General features: G+C 54.5%; 14 protein-coding genes and 1 tRNA gene. 5 read left to right on the forward strand and 10 right to left on the reverse strand.

Features of this window, described 5'->3' with window-relative positions; translation table 11 throughout:
- Positions 1–14: 14 nt before the first annotated feature.
- From OH144_RS16390 to OH144_RS16415, 6 genes are all read right to left on the reverse strand, one after another.
- On the reverse strand, positions 15–1,166 hold the full coding sequence (locus OH144_RS16390; protein WP_266203354.1) for an efflux RND transporter periplasmic adaptor subunit: 1,152 nt from the start codon (positions 1,164–1,166) through the stop codon (positions 15–17).
- 34 nt (positions 1,167–1,200) lie between these two features.
- The gene (locus OH144_RS16395; RefSeq protein WP_266203355.1) at positions 1,201–2,574 is read right to left on the reverse strand and encodes a TolC family protein; all 1,374 of its coding nucleotides are present in this window, start codon (positions 2,572–2,574) and stop codon (positions 1,201–1,203) included.
- A gap of 32 nt (positions 2,575–2,606) precedes the next feature.
- Positions 2,607–3,239, reverse strand: a complete 633-nt coding sequence (locus OH144_RS16400; RefSeq protein ID WP_266203356.1) for a TetR/AcrR family transcriptional regulator — start codon at positions 3,237–3,239, stop codon at positions 2,607–2,609.
- A gap of 273 nt (positions 3,240–3,512) precedes the next feature.
- On the reverse strand, positions 3,513–4,256 hold the full coding sequence (locus OH144_RS16405; RefSeq protein ID WP_266203357.1) for a LytR/AlgR family response regulator transcription factor: 744 nt from the start codon (positions 4,254–4,256) through the stop codon (positions 3,513–3,515).
- Positions 4,249–5,277 (reverse strand): sensor histidine kinase, encoded by a 1,029-nt coding sequence (locus OH144_RS16410; RefSeq protein ID WP_266203358.1) that lies wholly within the window; start codon positions 5,275–5,277, stop codon positions 4,249–4,251. The genes OH144_RS16405 and OH144_RS16410 overlap by 8 nt, the downstream gene beginning before the upstream one ends.
- Positions 5,278–5,428: 151 nt before the next feature.
- The gene (locus OH144_RS16415) at positions 5,429–6,256 is read right to left on the reverse strand and encodes a LiaF transmembrane domain-containing protein (RefSeq protein ID WP_266203359.1); all 828 of its coding nucleotides are present in this window, start codon (positions 6,254–6,256) and stop codon (positions 5,429–5,431) included.
- 931 nt (positions 6,257–7,187) lie between these two features.
- Between OH144_RS16415 and pheS the strand changes: the two genes are divergently transcribed.
- The 4 genes from pheS to OH144_RS16435 all read left to right on the forward strand — a co-directional run bounded on the left by pheS (position 7,188) and on the right by OH144_RS16435 (position 9,806).
- Positions 7,188–8,213 (forward strand): phenylalanine--tRNA ligase subunit alpha, encoded by a 1,026-nt coding sequence (pheS, locus tag OH144_RS16420; RefSeq protein WP_266203360.1) that lies wholly within the window; start codon positions 7,188–7,190, stop codon positions 8,211–8,213.
- Positions 8,214–8,329: 116 nt separating this feature from the next.
- The gene (locus tag OH144_RS16425) at positions 8,330–9,190 is read left to right on the forward strand and encodes a 3-hydroxyacyl-CoA dehydrogenase family protein (protein ID WP_266203361.1); all 861 of its coding nucleotides are present in this window, start codon (positions 8,330–8,332) and stop codon (positions 9,188–9,190) included.
- Positions 9,180–9,599, forward strand: coding sequence for a Rieske (2Fe-2S) protein (locus OH144_RS16430; protein WP_266203362.1), 420 nt, complete (start codon positions 9,180–9,182; stop codon positions 9,597–9,599). The genes OH144_RS16425 and OH144_RS16430 overlap by 11 nt, the downstream gene beginning before the upstream one ends.
- 133 nt (positions 9,600–9,732) lie before the next feature.
- A tRNA-Asn gene (locus OH144_RS16435) sits at positions 9,733–9,806 on the forward strand.
- Between the two features lie 254 nt (positions 9,807–10,060).
- Here the strand turns inward: OH144_RS16435 and OH144_RS16440 are convergent.
- Positions 10,061–10,384 carry a hypothetical protein gene (locus OH144_RS16440; RefSeq protein ID WP_266203363.1) on the reverse strand — a complete coding sequence of 108 codons (324 nt, stop codon included), beginning with the start codon at positions 10,382–10,384 and terminating at the stop codon, positions 10,061–10,063.
- Between the two features lie 893 nt (positions 10,385–11,277).
- On the opposite strand from OH144_RS16440, the gene OH144_RS16445 reads away from it, so the two are divergent.
- A complete protein-coding gene (locus OH144_RS16445; protein WP_266203364.1) occupies positions 11,278–12,768 on the forward strand; it encodes a hypothetical protein in 1,491 nt (496 codons plus the stop codon).
- Between the two features lie 382 nt (positions 12,769–13,150).
- Here OH144_RS16445 and OH144_RS16450 read toward each other — a convergent pair whose 3' ends face one another.
- The 3 genes from OH144_RS16450 to OH144_RS16460 form a co-directional block, all read right to left on the reverse strand.
- Complete coding sequence (locus tag OH144_RS16450; protein WP_266203365.1) at positions 13,151–13,939, reverse strand: DUF4249 family protein; 789 nt, start codon at positions 13,937–13,939, stop codon at positions 13,151–13,153.
- Positions 13,921–16,080: a TonB-dependent receptor plug domain-containing protein gene (locus tag OH144_RS16455; protein WP_266203366.1), complete on the reverse strand. Its 2,160-nt coding sequence runs from the start codon at positions 16,078–16,080 to the stop codon at positions 13,921–13,923. The genes OH144_RS16450 and OH144_RS16455 overlap by 19 nt, the downstream gene beginning before the upstream one ends.
- Positions 16,081–16,200: 120 nt before the next feature.
- The gene (locus OH144_RS16460; RefSeq protein ID WP_266203367.1) at positions 16,201–17,826 is read right to left on the reverse strand and encodes a hypothetical protein; all 1,626 of its coding nucleotides are present in this window, start codon (positions 17,824–17,826) and stop codon (positions 16,201–16,203) included.
- Positions 17,827–17,918 lie beyond the last annotated feature (92 nt).

The raw sequence follows: 17,918 nt of genomic DNA on the forward strand, positions 1-17,918 counted from the left end.
TATACTTTAGCGTATTACTTCTGCGTGAGGCTGCTCTCAGCAAACACCACCGGCTGCCCCTCATTCACGCTCTGGTAGCCTGCCGTGATCACCTTGTCTTCCGCCGCAAGGCCACGCAGCACCTCCACTTTACCACCGTAGCTCAGGCCTGTCTCTATCTCCTTGCGGGTAGCTACGTACTCATTGCCTTTTTTCTGGGCCACGTACACATAGCTTGATTTCTCGTCTCGCTGCACCAGGTTCACCGGCAGCGTCAGCACTCCCTCGTTTTTATAGTCCTGGATGCGCACCACGGCCACCATGTTGGGGCGCAGCGCAATAGCTGCGTCACGCTTCAGGCGCAGCTCCACCGTAAAGGTGCGGCTGGTCGGGTCGATAAAGCTGCTCACCACCTCCACGCTCGTCTGCACTTCCTTCTTCAGGTCCGGGAAGTATACCACGGCCTCATCGCCTTTGCTGATCTTGTCCTGGTAGGCCTCCGATACCTCGGCCACGATCTTGCCGCCCTGCAGGTTTACCACCCGGATAATGCCCATGCCCGGCGACACGGCCTCTCCGGCATTCGGTCTCACCTCATCCACCACGCCGCTGATAGGCGCTTTGATGTTGTACTGGTCGCGCTGCTGCTGCAAAGCCGCCAGGCCGCGTTCCAGGGCCTCCTTGTTGTTCTTGGCCGTGAGGTACTGCATCTCGGTGCCTATTTTCTGGTCCCAGAGGTTCTTCTGCTTCTCGTAGGCCACGCGGGCCAGGTCGAGGCGGGTCTTCACCTCAGCGATATTCTGCTCCAGCACCTGCGCATCAATAGTGGCCATGGTCTGCCCCTTCGACACGCGGTCGCCGCGCTCTACGCGCACGCTCGTGAGTACGCCCGGTACTTTGGGACTCACCAGCACGTTCTGCGTAAAGTCTACCCGGCCCTGCACCTGCAGGTAGTGGCGGAAAGTATCCTGAGCCAGCGCCGTTACCGATACCGGCACGGTTTTTTGCTGCACGGCCACCGCCTTGCCCTCCGCTTTCAGATCTGCCTCCAGCGCTCCGATCTGCTCCTGCAGCTTGGCCTGCTGGGCCTTCAGGTCTTCTAACTGGGCTTTTTTATCATCGGCACCGCCGCAGGAGGCGAGGCCAAGTATACAGGCAAAGGCTGCTATTGCTATAATTCGGTTCATGGTTTGGTGTGGTAGGATTGGTTTTTCGATAGTTTTATTTTACAAGTAGTGTTCCGGTGGCTTTTTCCAGGTTTACCTTGGCAACGAGGGCGTCATACATGGCGGCGTAGTAGTTGGTCTGGGCCTCGCGCAGGTCGGTTTCGGCGGTTACCACCTCCAGGTTCGAGCCCACGCCCTCTTGGAACTTGATCTTGGCCACGCGGGCGATGTCTTCGGCCAGCGTCAGGTTCTCCTGCTGTGCCTTCAGCACATCCAGGGCATTGGTTAGCTCTGTGGAGGCCTGCTCCAGCTCCAGGTCTATACTTTGGCGCAGCGTTTCGAAGCCCAGCTTAGTGTTCTCCAGCGTTATTTTGCTCTGCTGTATCTGGTAGTGCTTGCGCAACCCGTCGAAGATCGGCACCCGGAGCTGTACGCCTGCATAGCCATACTCCAGGTAATTGCTGGTGGTGGTGATTTCTTTAAACTCATTGCTGGCGGCGTTATAGCCGTAGCGGGCATTTAAGTATAGTTTTGGCAGGTAGCCGGAGCGGGTGTTGCGCAAGTCCAACTCAGCCAGGTTCTGCTGCGTCTCCAGCAGCGAGTACTCGATGCGGTTGCTGTAGTCGAAGTGCTGGGGGTGCAGCTGGCTCATGTCAATATCCACCTCTTCCAGCTTGTCGGTTAGCAGCACGGGCTGCCTCTGCGGCAGCCCCATCTGGAACTTGAGCAGGTTTTCGCTCAGCTGCAGCAGGCGCTGCGTTTTCTGATGCTCCACCTTCAGGTTGTTCAGCTGCACGCGCAGGCGGTCTACGTCTAGTTTTTCGGCCACGCCGTTCTCAAACATAATGCGCGTTTGGAACAGCAGCGTGTCGAGCCGGATGATGTTCTGCTCCAGCAACTCCATGCGCTCCCCGCTCACCAGCACACTGTAGTAGGCCTTGCTTACCTGCTCGGCCACCTCAATTTCGCTCTGCGTGGTATTTTTGCGGGACAACTCCGTGTATGTCTTGGCTGCCTTCAAACCAATCAGGTAGGACCCATCGAAAAGCAACTGACTGGCTGAAATTACGGCATTGCTGGTATAAGCTGGCGTAAAGGTAACCGGCACGAAGGTGCCTGGCTGCGGCGAGTTGGGGTCGTCCGGGTCGTTGAAGAACTCGGCTGGCAGGAAACTCTGCTGCTGTATAAAGTTATCGCCGGCATCCAGCGTAGCATCTATCTGCGGCAGGCCCATGGCGCGTATCTCGCCCACCCTGGCCTTGGCGCTGCGCTCCTCGTTGCGGGTGGCCTGCAGGCTGGCGCGGTGCTGCAGGGCGTAGTCTATGCTTTCCTGCAGACTCAGGCGCATGGGTTCCTGCTGCTGCCCCTGGGCGAGGCCGGTTCCGCACAGGGCAAGTATGGCTAAAAGCAGGCTAATCTGTTTTTTCATGTTTTATCTTGATTGGTAGTGGTAGGTAGTGATTATTCCTCTTCAGTAATCTGCTTGTATTCATTTATCAGCTTGTGCCCTTTTAGGGTGGCCATCCCCAACATATAATGCTCCAGCACCGCCAGCTGCACCTGGCTGATGTTGAACTCGTGCGACGGGAAAACTTCCCGGTTAAAAGGCAGCTCAATCAGGGCCAGGCGCATCCGGGCCAGCACCTCCACATCCAGATCTTTGCGGTAGAGTCCCTCCTTTATGCCCCGCCGAATGTTGTCCTTCACCTTCTCCAGCATGAAGCCGTTTTTGTGCTTCATCCACAGCTCCCAGCTGTCGGGGTGATACCTTTGCAGATCGTAGAAAATAGAGGGGTGCATATCAGAGAAGACCTGCTTGGTCAGCGCCATAATGCGGAAGAGCTCCTCCAGGGCGTTCGGGGCCTGGCAAATGTATCCCTCACACTCCTCCTGAATGCTGCGCAGGTAACAAGCCGTGGCATCGTACACCACCTGGTCCTTGTTGCGGAACCACTTGTAAAGCGTCTTTTTCGACATGCCCAGGTGCTGGGCAATATCGTCCATAGACACGCTTTTGAAGCCCCGCTGGCGGAACATCTCAAAAGAGGCTTTCAGGATTCTCAACTCTATTCCCGACTTCTCTGCGATCTCCATATCAGTTGTTTGAGCGGCAAAACTATGGAAACATTTTTTGTATCAAAAGTTTCCTACTCTAAAAATCAGCGCGTTCACGGAGCCTATGATCCTCATTTATAGCTTACTTACAAAGCCTGTGGCTAGCATTTAGCTATTGCCTGACGCCAGGTTTAAAGACAAACCGCAGGAATGTACAGACCAAACCATATTTTCTGCAGACGAACAGACAAGCATGCGCCGGCCGTTACGAAGGCAGGCGACACGACAGTATCACATAAAAATTTTTCTTGCTTAAATGCCCAGCACCGAGCGCAGCTTGCTGTAGCCGCTGCGGCTCAGGGGCACGCGCACGCCGCTCCTGAGCAGCGCCACATGACTGTCTTTCTCCAGGGGCTCTATGCGGGTGAGTTGGGTGAGGGGAATGATGTAAGAGCGGTGCACGCGCACGAACTGCTTCGGGTCAAGCACGCGCTCGTAGTAGCCCATGGTTTTCTTTTTGAGGAAGAGGCCCTCTGAGGTATGCACTTTCACATAATCATCATAAGCCTCTAAGTATAACACGTCCTTTACCGGGATGATGCGGATGTCGTTGGCGGCCTTTACCACGATGCGCAGGTGCTCCTCGGGCTGCTTGGCCGGTACTTCATTCAGGTCCTCTACGTTGCTTTCCGCTGCCCTTGTACTTTGCTTCTCCAGCCACTTTTTTACGGCGGCATCAAAACGCTCCTGGCTGAAGGGTTTGAGCAGATAATCCACGGCGTTGGCCTCAAAAGCCTTCAGGGCATACTCGTCGAAGGCGGTGGTAAAGATTACCCCTGGCGCCTGCTCCACCAACTCCAGCATCTCGAAGCCGTTTATCTTGGGCATCTGAATGTCCAGAAAAATCAGATCGGGCTGGTGGTGCTGGATGGCCTTTAGTCCTTCAAACCCATCGCCGCACTCCTGCGCCACCTGTATCTCGGGGTGCTGCTGCAGGTACTCCACCACAATGCTGCGAGCCAGCGGCTCATCGTCTATAACTAAACATTTAATCATTTTTCTGCGGGATTTTAATGCTGGTGATAAACTGATTCTCCTCCTGCCGCGTCTGCAGCAGGTCCTGCCGGGCGTAGAGCAGGTACAGGCGGCGCTGCACAGAGCTGAGGCCGAAGCCGGTGCCGCGCTGCGGATGGGAAGTGGCGGGGTCGTAAGGGTTCTGTACCTGTAGCAGCAGCTGGTGGTCCTGGGCAGTGGCTTTTATACTTATCACGGTGTCATCTACGGTATCGTAAAGGCCAAACTTGATGGCATTCTCCACCACGGGCTGCAGCAGCAGGGCCGGCAGGCGCATGTGCGTCGCTTCATCCTGTACCTCAATGGCGGTTTGCAGGCGGTGCCCGAAGCGCACTTTCTCTATCTCCAGGTAAAGCTCCAGCTGCTGTAACTCGTCAGAGAGGCTTACCTGCTGCTGGTCGTCTTTGCGCAAAGTGCCGCGCAAAAAATCGGAAAGCTGCTGTATCATCCTGCGCGCCTGCTCCGGCCGCGCCACCACCAATGCCGAGATGGAGTTGAGGCTGTTGAACAGGAAGTGGGGCTGCAGCTGCTGGCGCAAGGTATGGAGCTCCGCCTCGCGGGCCAGTTTCTCGGCCGTGGCCTTTCGCTGCTCGTCCTGCTGCCTTTCCAGGGTATAAAACCAGAACCAACTCAGCAGCAACAGCAGCAGCACCATCAGCCAGGTAAACACAAAGCGTACCGCCAAGGTGGCCTCCACAAAGTCCAGGTATACCACATCGCCTGCAAATAGCCTGGAAGAGATCCAGTAAAACAGCACCATGCTGATAGTAGCCAAGCCCATGCTCCAGCCCAGCAGGTAGGCGGCCTCTTTTATACTTGGCTGGTAGTAGCGCAGGCCTGTACCCATGGCATAGCCGCCGGCCGTGAGCAGCAGGTTGGTGAGCAGCGCGTCGGTAGCGGCTACCTGCAGGCTAAAGCCCACCGACGCTAACAGCACCGTTTGCACCGCCGCCCACAGCAGCGCCCACACAAGGTATGCAAGTATAACCCGACCCGGAGACATGCTTTGGAGTTAGAGAGTTGAGGAGTTAGAGAGTTTGGGAGTTAGAGAGTTAGAAAGTTAGAAAGTTAAAAGGTTAGAAAGTTTGGTGTTAAGAAAATCAGCAATCAAACACTAATAACTAACAACCAATAACTAACAACTACTCCATACTTTAGTAGCTCTTGATGTTGAGGCCGCCGAAGAGCGTAGTGCCTTTCAGGATCAGGACTTTCCTTGGATCGTAGCCGTCGGGCAGCATCGGGCGCTTGTCATCTATGCCTCCCAGTATGGCCACCATTTCCGACTTCACCTGCCAGTGCGGCGGAATGATCAGCGTGGTGCCTCCGAATATCTGGGTTGCCTCCAGTATAACCGGGTGCTGTATATCGGACTGGCTCAGGTTTAGCTCCGTGCCACCAAATACGCTCACCACTTCGCCTCCCAGGAAATTCTTGGAGATGATGTTCTTCTTGATACCGCCAAGTATGGCTGTGGCATCCACTATATCTTCGGTGGAATAAGTGGCATCGTTATAGGTACTTGTGTGGGGGGCGCTGGCGTCGCCGTGGGGGGTGTAAGGCTGGCTTGCCTGCCCTGCGTCGGAGGCGGGCGGGTCCAGGCGGTGGTCATAGCGGTTGCGTGGCTTCAGCATCACCCATAAGCCAATGCCTATTAGCAGGATAGGCCAGAAGTAGATGCGCAGGTTAAAGCCCGCCACCAAATCGTTTATCAGGAAAACCGTACCGATCAACACCAGCACCAACCATCCCGACCGTCTGAAGTTCTGCCGAAAGCCCACGAAAAGGCCGATTACGATCAGGAGCATCTGCCACGAGAACACCCAACTCGGCAGGAAAAAGATATGAAGTTTAGAGGCAAGTATAACCACGCCCACCGCTATGAGCAGCAAGCCTGCCAGCACTTTGCCGCTGGTACCACCGCGCTGGTTTGGCCAGTTGTCGCCGTAGTTACTGTTTGGAGTTTGATTTCTATTTTCCATAGTTCCTTTTCTTTAGGTTTCTGTTGTAAAGGTACTCTAATCGAGCCCGCGCGTCTAGTTGTAATAGGCGGATGCGGGAGAGAAATCGGTAAGCTGCAGGTTTGGGTCGGTAAGCTACGAAGGCAAAGGTGGTTCTGCAATTTACCGGTAGGTTTGGGGAGTTAAGCTTCTGTGGGTTATCCTTTCCGATTACCCTAAGTTCATTCGCATGGCGCAAGTCTCCAGGCTTGTGTCTATGAATGGCGTCGGGCTTGCAGCTTGGCTAGCTTGAAGAGTCATACTTATTCTTCGGCCATACCTTATACTTCTCTGGCGCAAGCGTCCGCTTGTGCCTCTATTAGCCCCTGCTTCCCGCAGCTTGATACAAGCTATTCTTACTAGCTGCCGTTCATCCTCCAGACTTACGAGCCTAAAGTTTCATCTCTGACTGTGGTGCTCTCCAGCCCGAGAGGGCTCGTCTTCCCGCATCGCGCTGTGTACATTTCCTTTGCTCCTAACGTCGCAATGCCCTTTCAGGGCACCGGAAATCTACAAGGCGCTCAACGGAAAGACTGGGATCAGATTCGATAGCTGTGGCTATTTGTCATCTCGACCTTTGGGAGAGATCTCTTTAGAATTTCGGATAGATCTCTCCCAAAGGTCGAGATGACAGGGGAAGGAGTAAGTATGGCTCCCCTCCTTGGATAAGGAGGGGCAGGGGTGGTTGGACCAAGTGCTACAGAACTCCCCTCCTCCGAGGAGCTAGGGGTGGGTTTATACCTGTCCGCGCGATGGCAGTAGCCATGAAACTTATACTTTAGCCAAAGCGAGCACAGAGCTCCCCCTATTTTGGACAGGGGCGGTTGGAATCGGTACTCCCCCTACATTCCTCTTGTAACTCAGCATGACCTAAATAGAGTGAAAACACACCAAATTATTATCTTTGTGAATTATGGTGGAGAAAATACAACAAGTAGCACAAGAGATAGAAGCAGCAGCGCTTAGCAACGCTGCCGAGCTGGAGCAATTCCGTATTGCCTATATAGGTCGTAAAGGCCGCATCGCTGACCTGTTTAATAACTTGAAGGATGTGGCGCCGGAGCAGCGCCGCGAGGTGGGCCAGCAACTGAACACGCTGAAGAACCGTGCCCAGGAGCGCTTTGACCAGGCACAGGAGCAACTGGCCAGCGCCACCGATGCTACCAGCGACACGGGCTTCGATTTTACCCTGCCCACTATACCAAACACATTGGGTACGCGCCACCCGCTCTCGCTGGTGCGCCAGGAGATCGTGCGCATTTTCGAGCGCATCGGCTTTAACGTAGCTGAGGGGCCGGAGATGGAGGACGACTGGCACAACTTCTCTGCTCTCAACTTCCCGGAGAATCACCCGGCCCGCGAAATGCAGGACACCTTCTTCCTGAGCGAGAATAAGGATAAATTGCTCCGCACCCATACTTCCACCGTGCAGGTACGCCTGATGGAGAATAACCAGCCGCCACTACGCAGCATCATGCCGGGCCGTGTGTACCGCAACGAGGCCATCTCGGCACGTGCGCACATGGTGTTCCACCAGGTAGAAGGCCTGTACGTAAACAAGGGGGTGAGTTTCAAAGACCTGAAAGAGACGCTGTACTACTTTGCCAAGGAGATGTTCGGGCAGGACACACAGATACGCTTCCGCCCGTCGTTCTTCCCCTTCACCGAGCCTAGCGCCGAGATCGATATTACCTGCTTCATCTGCAAAGGTGAGGGCTGCAACATTTGCAAAGGTACAGGCTGGGTAGAGATTGGTGGCTCCGGTATGGTAGACCCTGCCGTGCTCCAGAGCTCGGGCATCGACCCGGAAGTATACTCCGGCTTTGCCTTCGGCATGGGCATCGAACGTATCACCATGCTCAGGTACCAGATCAAGGACCTGCGCCTCTTCACCGAAAACGACGTGCGCTTCCTGCGCCAGTTTGAGGGGGTGATTTAATTGCTGGTTGTTAAATTGTTTAATTGTTGAGCTTCGCTGGTAGTTAATTTTCAAGTATAGCCGAGCTTAACATCGATCCAGCCGTTTAACTATTTAACAATGTAACCACTCACCAGATGACGTTAGCGGATATCAAAACCATAGGCGTAGTCGGTGCCGGAACCATGGGCCAGGGCATTGCACAGATTTGCGCGCAGGCAGGGTACACTACCATCCTGTTCGACATCAACGCACAGGTGCTGGAGAAGGCGCAGCAGACCACCATCCAAAACCTGGATAAGGGCATTGAGCGAGGTAAGCTGACCGAGACCGAAAAAGAAACTGCTTTGGCAAACCTTACCTATACCGGCGACACGCTGCAGCTGAGCTGCGATGTGATCATAGAGGCAGTGGTAGAGCGGCTGGAGGTGAAGCAGAGCATTTTCCAGGAGCTGGCCAGCATCAACACACCCGATACCATACTTGCCTCTAACACCTCCTCTATTCCGATAACCCAGATTGCCGCTGCCGTACCTAACCCGGAGCGCGTGGTGGGGATGCACTTCTTTAACCCGGCTCATATCATGAAATTGGTGGAGGTAATCTCCGGTGCTGCTACCTCCCCTGAGGTGGCACAAACTATAAGGCAACTGGCCGAGAAGCTCGGCAAGACTGCCGTGATGGCCCAGGACTCGCCGGGCTTTATCGTGAACCGCGTGGCGCGCCATTTTTACGTGGAGGGCCTGAAGCTGCTTGAGGAAGGTGTGGCAGACGTGGAAACTATAGACAAGCTAATGCAGGCCAGCGGCTTCAAAATGGGCCCTTTTGAGCTCATGGACCTGATTGGTGTTGATACGAATTACTCCGTAACCACCTCCATGTTCGAGGCTTTCCATTATGACGCCAAATTCAGGCCAAGCCGCATTCAGCAGCAGAAAGTGGATGCAGGGCACCACGGCCGCAAGTCAGGCAAAGGCTTTTATACATATGAGAAGTAAGTTACTGTTGCTGCCCCTGCTGGCCATACTTGCCGGTGCCTGTAGCAAAGACAACAGCAACAGCCCCATTATACCTTATGTGCCGGTAAACGCACAGCTCAACATCAACAGCCAGCTATACCCCGACCTGCGCCAGGATGGTGGTTATGCTTACCTGCCGGATGGCTACAAAGGGATTATTGTGGTACGGCAGAACGCTGGCAGCTACCTCGCCTTCGAGCGCACCTGCACTTACGATCCCACCAACGAGTGTGTGCTGGAAGTAGACCCTTCGCGGCTGTACATCACCGACCCGTGCTGCGGCTCTCAGTTCAACCTGCAGGGGCAAGTAATCGGCGGTCCGGCTATTTCAGCCCTCCTACAGTATCGAACTTCGCTGGTAGCCTCTACACTCTATATTTCCAACTGATTTTTTAGAATTGATTTACAGCAGCTTAAACTATTTTAAAAGATTTTTTTGAGGCCATACTTGCGTATTAAGCTTTACTGCCGTAATATTGCATCATCAAACGGCGGGAGACTGCTTATGATAATGTCGAGATTCCTCCTTAGCTCAGTCGGTTAGAGCACCTGACTGTTAATCAGGGGGTCCCTGGTTCGAGCCCAGGAGGGGGAGCCTGATAGAGAGCCACTTACGAGTCAAATCGTTAAGTGGCTCTTTTTATTTGCATACGATTTGCATACAAAAGGCCTTAAATGCTACTTTTGGCAAACCGACGACTTCACTTTTCCCTACCGCACTTTGGACTGGTAAGCTTTATCGACACTACTACTTATGAGGTTAAAGATAACAAGAAGCCGCATCATGTGTATGCCTGGCAAAGGCCAACTCCTTACCTGGCATGTGGTGACGCCGTAGTAGTATTCGTCTTAGCCAAGGCACCTTTCGGCCATCATACGCTCTGCCACAGAGGCCACTTCCTTCTCGCTGCCTCTGGCGATACCCTCAAAGCTGCTTACGTCCCCCCGCTGTCCCTTGTGGTAAAGCAGGCACTTGGGTATGATCCCTTCGAACATCGTGCCGGAGAAGCTCCCGAACACCTCAATGACCAGGCCGTGCTCCTCATGGACCCAGAGCCAACCGATTTCTGCCTCGCTAAAGCCCAACTCGACGAAGCGGCACTCCATGGCGCTGTAAGGCCGTACCCTTCGGGCAGGGAACTCTCTGTAGAGGGATGGTAGGTGCCTGAACATGTCTGTCTTCCTGAAATGGTTTGTGAGCGCAATATACTGCGTTTTCAGCATACCGAGAGAGCCGGGGAAAGGTTAGTCGGTCTACGGAGCAAGTGTGCTTGTAGGGGCTCTGTGCCGCTGAGCGCGGAGGTAATTTCCTTATACTATTAAGCATAGTTTTTAAGCAAAAAACGTCAGCACCAAAGCACGTAAAAGATAGGTGAAAGGGAGGTGCCACCTTGCCTCCTTACTGGAAAGAGGTGCCCTTTTTCGCCCTTCATAGAAAAAGAGGAACAGCAGGAAAAGGAGCCCCATACCTTTAATCCATTACAATAGAGACTATAATAAAGACTATGTTAGAGACTATACTATAGTCTAGAGTATAGACTATATTCCTCTAGACAAAATAGGATCCCCCTACTCCTACTGGACGACAACCCTGTAGAGGTCCTAGCACTACCAGTATTTCAAGCTATGCGACTATGCACATAGTTACTATGCCGAAGGGGCCAGAGGAACTCTATGATAAAACCCTAGTGGTATGCTGCCGTAGAGGTCCCATGTACGTTAGGGGGCCCACCCCTTGGAACCCTGCGGTCAGAGATCCCCTGCTGCGGTTCCTGGGTTGCTGAACTCACTTAAAAAATTAAAGGCTCATATTCAGGGAGTTACAATTCTACACCTTATTCCCCCCTGTTTCTTCCAGGCTATCGCTACAAATCCCAAATATTAAACATATGTTCGTCAAAGAAGGGAGGTGTGGGGCCGTTGCATAGCCCCGGAGTGGTGCGTCTGTCGCATCACACACCTTTCCCGTCCCGGATTCGGCATAGTCGCGAACCGGGATTAGCAAATAACCTCAGGGCTCCAAGGGTAGCCGGCTAGTTATAGCCAAACCCATATTGACATGTGAGTTGACAGATAAGAAGTTCAACAAACAGCTCCAGGCGATTCTCCTGGGGGAACACTATAAAGATGACGTCCAAGCAGCCTGTGTATTGGACTGGCTGGAGGTCAACCTGACATCCCTGGTGGGAAAGCTCACCCTGGCAGGCCTGCGAGAAAGATACCAGCAGGAGGGCCAGGTGCTGACGAATGAGTTCCACATCAACGACAGGATGCACCTGAGCCTGCTGCGTGAGACAGAGAAGGGAGAGAACTACCGGTACGTGCTCCAGGTCAGCTGTGACGGCCAACGCGTGGCCAGGCTGAGCATTGAGCCGATAAGATGGAATAAGGACCTTGTCAAGCTCAAGATGGAGAACGAGCTGCTGTACGGTGATTGGCTGGAGTACTACATGCTGATCACCGAGACGCTGGGGCTGGTGGAGCACAGCCTCCACCGCCTCGACATCGCCTACGACAGCTACGGCAAGTTTAAAATCCTTAAGTTCCTTTTACACTACTGTGAAGAGATAAGCACCAAGCACACCTTCACCAAGTGTGGGAAGGCAACTCTCACAGAATCCAAGAATTCCATCATTATCGGAAGCCAGAAGACAGGGAAAGTCATCTCTATATATCCAAACAAGGTGAAGGAGGCTAGGGACAACGAAAAGCAGTGGATACTGGACCACTTCGAACGCCTTGAATTCGACCTAAACGACAAGAGGGGTATAACCAGGATTGAGGAGAGGATGGGGAGCCAGTATCTGGGTGACTTCGACATTCCTATCAGCAGGCTGGTCGAGCAGGGGTTCCTGTGGTCCATCTTCATGCATGCGGTGGGGAAGAACCTGGACTTCAACCTGAAGGAGAACAAGGCTAATCTTAGCCTCCCTAATTATACGTCTGAGCCTATCAGTCTGCTCAACAAGGACCTCTTCGAGGTGGAGGAGCTCCAGCCAAGGAAGAAAGCAGGGTTGTCCGACGAGGCCAGGAGAATCAGGGCAGACCGCAGGGAGATCCGGGAGTGTGTCAGCCGCTACCTAGCCGAGGGCGACATTGAGGTAATACACTCCATGCAGCGTGACATCCGCGAGGGAGAGTACAGGCTCCTGCCGGTTACCCGCTACAGCCAGAGATACGGCTATAAGGGGAACACCCAGCAAAACCAAGAGAAAATCAGGTTGCTGGTGAAGGATCACATCGACTGGTGCAGCCCGGAAAAGACTAGGCAGGTACTGGAGCGAATGGAATACGCCATGACGCTCCTGGTGACCGACGACACGGCACCTGCCGAAGCCACGCCCACGGTGTGGCCGGTGGGGGAGTTTGACACGGTAGAGGAAATTGCAAGCGAGGCACCGCAGCGTAGCCTCGCTTTTATAGACGTGTCGGCCTCCCCTCACGCACACAGGGGGGCTATGATTCGGTGGTGTATCGTTGGCTATTGCCCGCTGGTTGTTAGGGGAAGTGCCTGGATGCCCATCAGGGGCCCCTGCTGGGGCTTTCAAGATAGTTGAGGCGGGGAAATTTATGCGTACCATAACCTAAGTTTATCGGCACCAAAACTACCTAATAAGGTATGGAAACTGGGCCGCTAAAGCCTCTGCTGTTAGGTTATATACCCTCCCCCGGGAGGAGGTGGTTGTATCCCCTCTCCCCTACCACTGGTGGGAGGGGAGATAATGTTGTGGGTACTACTTGTACCGGACCTTGCAAAATTTTGGATTCAGAATTCAAGAAGCTACCCCCCTCCACGCGGGCCAGGGAATAAAATTTTTTGGGGTAAGAATCTTAGTGGGATACTTAAGGATTATAAAAAATTATAAAGAATCCCGTAACTAGAATGGTATAGCAGTAAGCCTCGTCTTAAAAAATTGGTTGAATGTAAATGTATGCGACCTACTCTCCTATGACCAAAGTATCCTGTGTGCTATAAGTAAAGATCCCCTGCCCTCCCCGAACATTCGTCGGCAGCACGACGGGCGGCTCAAATGGATCCTCGTTGGCACGGGCAGCCTGCTGCAGTGCCCGCTGAAAGTAGTAGTTGGCTTGAGTGACCCGGTATAAGACGACGCGGTAGGGATAGTGTGTGGCAGGAACGTCCAGTCGGAACGTCAACTCCCCCTCTCCTGAGAGCGAGTGATCATAGTACTCCGCTTTCCTCTTGGTCTTCCCCTCCTGCTCGTACTCCAGGTAGATACCGTAGAAGCGGTTCCTAGGCTCGGCACCGTTCTCGCACCTAACCCTGATCTGGGTGCCGTCAAAGGCCCAGCCGATGATCTTTACCTGCTCCACAGGCTCCGTGGCGGCATAGAGCGTGTCGGCCTTGTCCCCGGTGATGATCCGCAGCCGCACCGAGTCTCCCGGAAGGATGGCAGGCATTATGTAGGCGCTGGCGTAGTTGACTAGTTTTCCGCTTTCCTTCTCTTTGTAGAAGATGTTCTGCAGCTGTATCGTTGTATCAGGAAGCAGGAGCTCCGCCTCCGCATTCCAAACCAACTGCAGGGCCAGGTCCTCCTGAAAGGTGCTGGTACGGATTAGGCTCAGACGGATGGGCTCCCCCGGCACGAGGTAGCCCTCTACGAAGAGTTTAGCGGGACTAAACGGCATCACCAGCTCAGACTCCTCCTTCAGCGAGCAGGAGCTTATGAGGAGCAGCAGCAGAAATACTAAAGGTCGAAGGTGCATGTGTAGCGAAGGGTTGGAGTGAAGGGAAGCAGTGAACGCTGCCTGGAGACGATCCGGCCCGTGCCGTCCTCCTGGCGCACCACGTCGAAGTAGAGGAAGTACGGGTTGGCGCGGTTGTAGGCATTGTAGATACCCACGTTCCACTCCGAAGTACTGCTGGTATGGCGTTTCTTATAAGTGACGCCTACATCAAGCCTATGACGCATAGGCGTGCGAACGTTATTGAACTGCCCGAAGGCAGGCAGTATCCTTGGGGCCTCTATGGGTATCATGCCCTGCGCCGGGATGATGCCCACCGGGAAGGTATAGGGGCTGCCCGTCTGGAGGAACCACTGCCCCGACAGCTGCCATCGCTCGTTGAAGGTGTACCGGGCAGTGGTGGAAAGCTGGTGCCGCACGTCCTGCACGGGGTATAGCCACTCCCTCTGACCGTTCTCCCCCTCCATCACCAGCCTGCTGTAGGCCAGGGTGTAGCTTGCCGTCAGCGCCAGGCGAGACCACTGGGCCTGCAGCTCCAGCTCCGCGCCGTAGGCACGGCCTGCATGAGGCTCGAAGGAGGTGGTAAAGTCCGACAGCAGCTCCGAGGCGTTGGCGTAGTGGAGCTGCCCCTCCAGCCAGCGGTGGTACACCCCGGCAGCCAGCTTATATTGCTTCACGGGCCTGCTTAATGATAGCCCTACCTGGTCCGAGCGCTGCACAGGCAGCCTGCCGGAGGCGAAGCGGAAGAAGTCGAAGGGCATGTGGATGCCCAGCACGTTCACCTGGTGGTGGAACTGATAAGTGCGGTCGTAGTAGAGGCTGCCTGTCCAGTTATCTTCACTTATCTCCAGCTTCAGACGCGGGGCAGATAGCACAGTCCCGTTATGCCTGTACAGGCGTGCTCCGGCGGAGTAGGTGACCCTGCCCGCTGTGGCCTGCGCCTGCGCGAACGCGCCAAGGAGGGGCAGTTTCTCCGTATAAGCGCTCTCCTGCAGCAGGCGTCCCTCCCGGTCCTCCTGAATGGATGCCATCTCGGCCTGCAGGTGCTGCAGGAAAGCCCCAGCCTCCACGAAACCCGTTTTGCCCAGAGGCATGCCCAGCAATAGCTTGGAGAAGTGTCCGGAGGTGGCTTGGTCCAGCAACCGCGTCTCCTGGCGCCTGTGCTCCATGGAGAAGGCGTAGCGGCTGTACCCTTGGGTGAGCTCCAGCCAAGCGGGGCCAAAGCGGTGCTTCCAACGGGCAGACAGGAGCCGGTTGCCCCAGCCGGAGGCAAGCGAGAAGCGGTTCGTGGTGCCGTCGTAACTGTCCCGGCTCCCGAACAGCGCCACCGACAGGCTCCCCTTCGGCAGGGCTGTGTACACCTGTAGGTTCATGTCCTGGAAGGCGTAGTCCGGCAGCGGGTTGTCCTGTCCCTCTTCACGGTGCAGCTGCTCATAGGCTTTCGCCAGAAGCTGGTAGTAGGAAGACTTGGCCTTCGCAAACACGCTGGTCTTGTACTTGGGCAGGTGCTGCTGGTAACTTAATTCTGAGCTCAGCACCCCCACCCCTACCTTCAGCTGGGGTGAGGAAACCTCCCTGGCGCGAGGCGTTGCCTCCAGGTAAGCCGACAGCCAACCGCCCTTGCTCGCTGCGAACCCGCCAGAGGTAAGGGAAACAGACTCATAGGCGTCTGGGTCCAGGGAGTTGTTGATTCCCATGAGGTGGGCCGGGTTGAAGACAGGTACACCCTGCAGGAGAATGGCCGTATGGGAGTTGCTTCCGCCGCGCACAAAGAGACCAGACTGCATCTCGCCTGTTTGGAGCACCCCCGGCTTGTATTGCAGGCCCCGCATCAGGTCCGCCTCCCCCAGCGGCTTGCCTATGGCTTCCAGTTCTTTTCGGGAAAGTTTTGCTGTCTCGGTACCGGGTGATGCGGGGGCAATAATTTCCACCTCCCCCAAACTGATGTTGTCCCGCTTTAGGTACAGGCTTAGCTGCACTTTGGGCCTTACCAGCACGGTGGTATCCTGGTAGCGGGTGTGGCTCATGCGAAGCGGAAGGAGACTATCTATTGGGATGCAGGCAGGCAGGGAAAAGCGCCCCCTCCCATCGCTGACCGCATGGGCTGACGGGGTGCTGATGACTACCTCCGCTATCGGTAGCCTGGTTTCTGCATCGAACACAGTACCCTCCACTTGGGCAAACAGCCAGGCAGGAGAGAGTATAAGCAATAAGAGTAGTACCGAACCCCTCATAACAGCAAAAGCCCCCTACCGCGTGGCAGGGGGCATGCAATAAATTTACTACTTGCTCTTCACCTTGTAGTTGAGCACCACTTCCAGGTGGGCCGCGTTGTCGAAGTCACCCACGTCGCCAGAGGCATTCATCACCATTCTACGGGGATAGCCATGCTCATTGAAATCCTTGTACTCCACATGGGCGAAAGAATAGGAGTTCGGCACGGTGGCGCGCTTGATGGCGTTCACCACCTTGTACCCTTCCAGTTCCGGTACCAGCGCCGTGACAGTATTTCCAAAGAAGTTCTTGAAGGCGTAGTCATACTCTATCGTGGCCACCTTGTACAGGCCAGCCTCCCGGATAGTCTCCACGTACCCATACCAGCTGCCTGTCGCAGGGTTCGACCTCCAGCGATACTCTCGCTCAGCCGGCTGCCACGCCCAGATTTCTGTCGGGTTACCGTTCTTGTCATAGTTGGCCTTCTGCACCTGCTGGGTCGTTCCATCAGCGAACGTGCGAACGATAGAGGCCAGACGGTTGTCTAAATTATAAGTGTAGGTTTCAAACTCACCGCTGGCCACCCAGGCTCCCTTTGTATTCTTTACAAAGACTTTTGTCGTCTTCACCAGCCCGGCTGCGTTGTACTCATAACTCATGTAGCGGGTGGCTTGCTCTCCCTCACCCTGCGCCTCGTATGCTTTGGTCACGCGCCCCTGGGCATCGGTTTCCACGTTAACCACTTTCGTACTTAAAAGGGTACCCGCTGGGTTTTTGCTGCCAACCTTGATAATCTCGCTCAGCACGTACGCACGCTCATTTTCAGCGTACCAGTTGCTGACTTGCCTGTAATAGTAATACTCACTGTCGCTCTTTTTTCTCATAATCTCCGAGTAGTAATACTCTTGCTCTCCGGATGAGATTACGATGGCTTTGGTTGCTAGCTTCTGATAAACGAACTTTTCGGCATTGTTCTCCCATTTCGAGCTATGATACCGGTAAATCGTATAGGTACCATCCCCATTGGAAGTCTTAAAGTAGTTGCCTTTGTGCTCGATGAACACGGTCTCCACAGGCTCCATTCCGGGGACATACTCGTAGGAGTGGTTTACCTTTTCTTCCAGAGAATACGTCCTGAGTGTATAGGTTTCTAAAGCGTCCCCTTTATAAGCCTTGGTTAGGTCAAAGTCTTTGCGTATCTGCATGTCGACCGCCTTGTTGCTTTCCAGATAGGTTAGCTGGAAAGCGTCGTTGTACTCGGCCTTTATCACGGGCACAGATCCAAGCAGCGCCTCGGTAATGAACAGGCTGCCGTTGGTGTCCCCCACCAGTACGGCGTCCCACTCCATGTCCGTGGTGGTGATTTTGAACTCGCTCACCTCCCCGTTGGTGAGCGTGATGGTCAGGATGCCGGTTTCCCCGTTGTAGGTGATGTTCTTGATGCCCACTCCGTCCTGTGCCGCCCCGATGTTGCCTTTCATGGCTTCGGTATAGGGCACCGTAGATGTCGTTCCGTTGCTGTAGACGATAACGAGGTTATCGCCCTCTTTCCTGAGGTCCACGACTGTTTTGCCTTTCTCGGCGATCAGCTCCTTCTCGAGCTGCTCCACCTCTGCGCTGCTGTCATCCTTATCGCAGCCAGAGAATAAAACCAGGCAGCAGAGTGCCATGGCCGTAAGCTTTCTTGTTAGCATTATGTATGTATTAAGATTTGTTTTCAAGGAGGCGGGGCTGAAGTGTCAGCCCCTTTCATTGCGGGGCGAAAATATATAATAATATTATTATA

The sequence above is a fragment of the Pontibacter kalidii genome (assembly GCF_026278245.1).
Lineage (GTDB): Bacteria > Bacteroidota > Bacteroidia > Cytophagales > Hymenobacteraceae > Pontibacter > Pontibacter kalidii.

What these genes read in the sequence shown, in the direction of transcription:
- OH144_RS16390 (WP_266203354.1), bottom strand. Translation starts at nt 1,166, where the DNA reads ATGAACCGAATTATAGCAATAGCAGCCTTTGCCTGTATACTTGGCCTC.
- OH144_RS16395 (WP_266203355.1), bottom strand. Translation starts at nt 2,574, where the DNA reads ATGAAAAAACAGATTAGCCTGCTTTTAGCCATACTTGCCCTGTGCGGA.
- OH144_RS16400 (WP_266203356.1), bottom strand. Translation starts at nt 3,239, where the DNA reads ATGGAGATCGCAGAGAAGTCGGGAATAGAGTTGAGAATCCTGAAAGCC.
- OH144_RS16405 (WP_266203357.1), bottom strand. Translation starts at nt 4,256, where the DNA reads ATGATTAAATGTTTAGTTATAGACGATGAGCCGCTGGCTCGCAGCATT.
- OH144_RS16410 (WP_266203358.1), bottom strand. Translation starts at nt 5,277, where the DNA reads ATGTCTCCGGGTCGGGTTATACTTGCATACCTTGTGTGGGCGCTGCTG.
- OH144_RS16415 (WP_266203359.1), bottom strand. Translation starts at nt 6,256, where the DNA reads ATGGAAAATAGAAATCAAACTCCAAACAGTAACTACGGCGACAACTGG.
- pheS (WP_266203360.1), top strand. Translation starts at nt 7,188, where the DNA reads ATGGTGGAGAAAATACAACAAGTAGCACAAGAGATAGAAGCAGCAGCG.
- OH144_RS16425 (WP_266203361.1), top strand. Translation starts at nt 8,330, where the DNA reads ATGACGTTAGCGGATATCAAAACCATAGGCGTAGTCGGTGCCGGAACC.
- OH144_RS16430 (WP_266203362.1), top strand. Translation starts at nt 9,180, where the DNA reads ATGAGAAGTAAGTTACTGTTGCTGCCCCTGCTGGCCATACTTGCCGGT.
- OH144_RS16440 (WP_266203363.1), bottom strand. Translation starts at nt 10,384, where the DNA reads ATGTTCAGGCACCTACCATCCCTCTACAGAGAGTTCCCTGCCCGAAGG.
- OH144_RS16450 (WP_266203365.1), bottom strand. Translation starts at nt 13,939, where the DNA reads ATGCACCTTCGACCTTTAGTATTTCTGCTGCTGCTCCTCATAAGCTCC.
- OH144_RS16460 (WP_266203367.1), bottom strand. Translation starts at nt 17,826, where the DNA reads ATGCTAACAAGAAAGCTTACGGCCATGGCACTCTGCTGCCTGGTTTTA.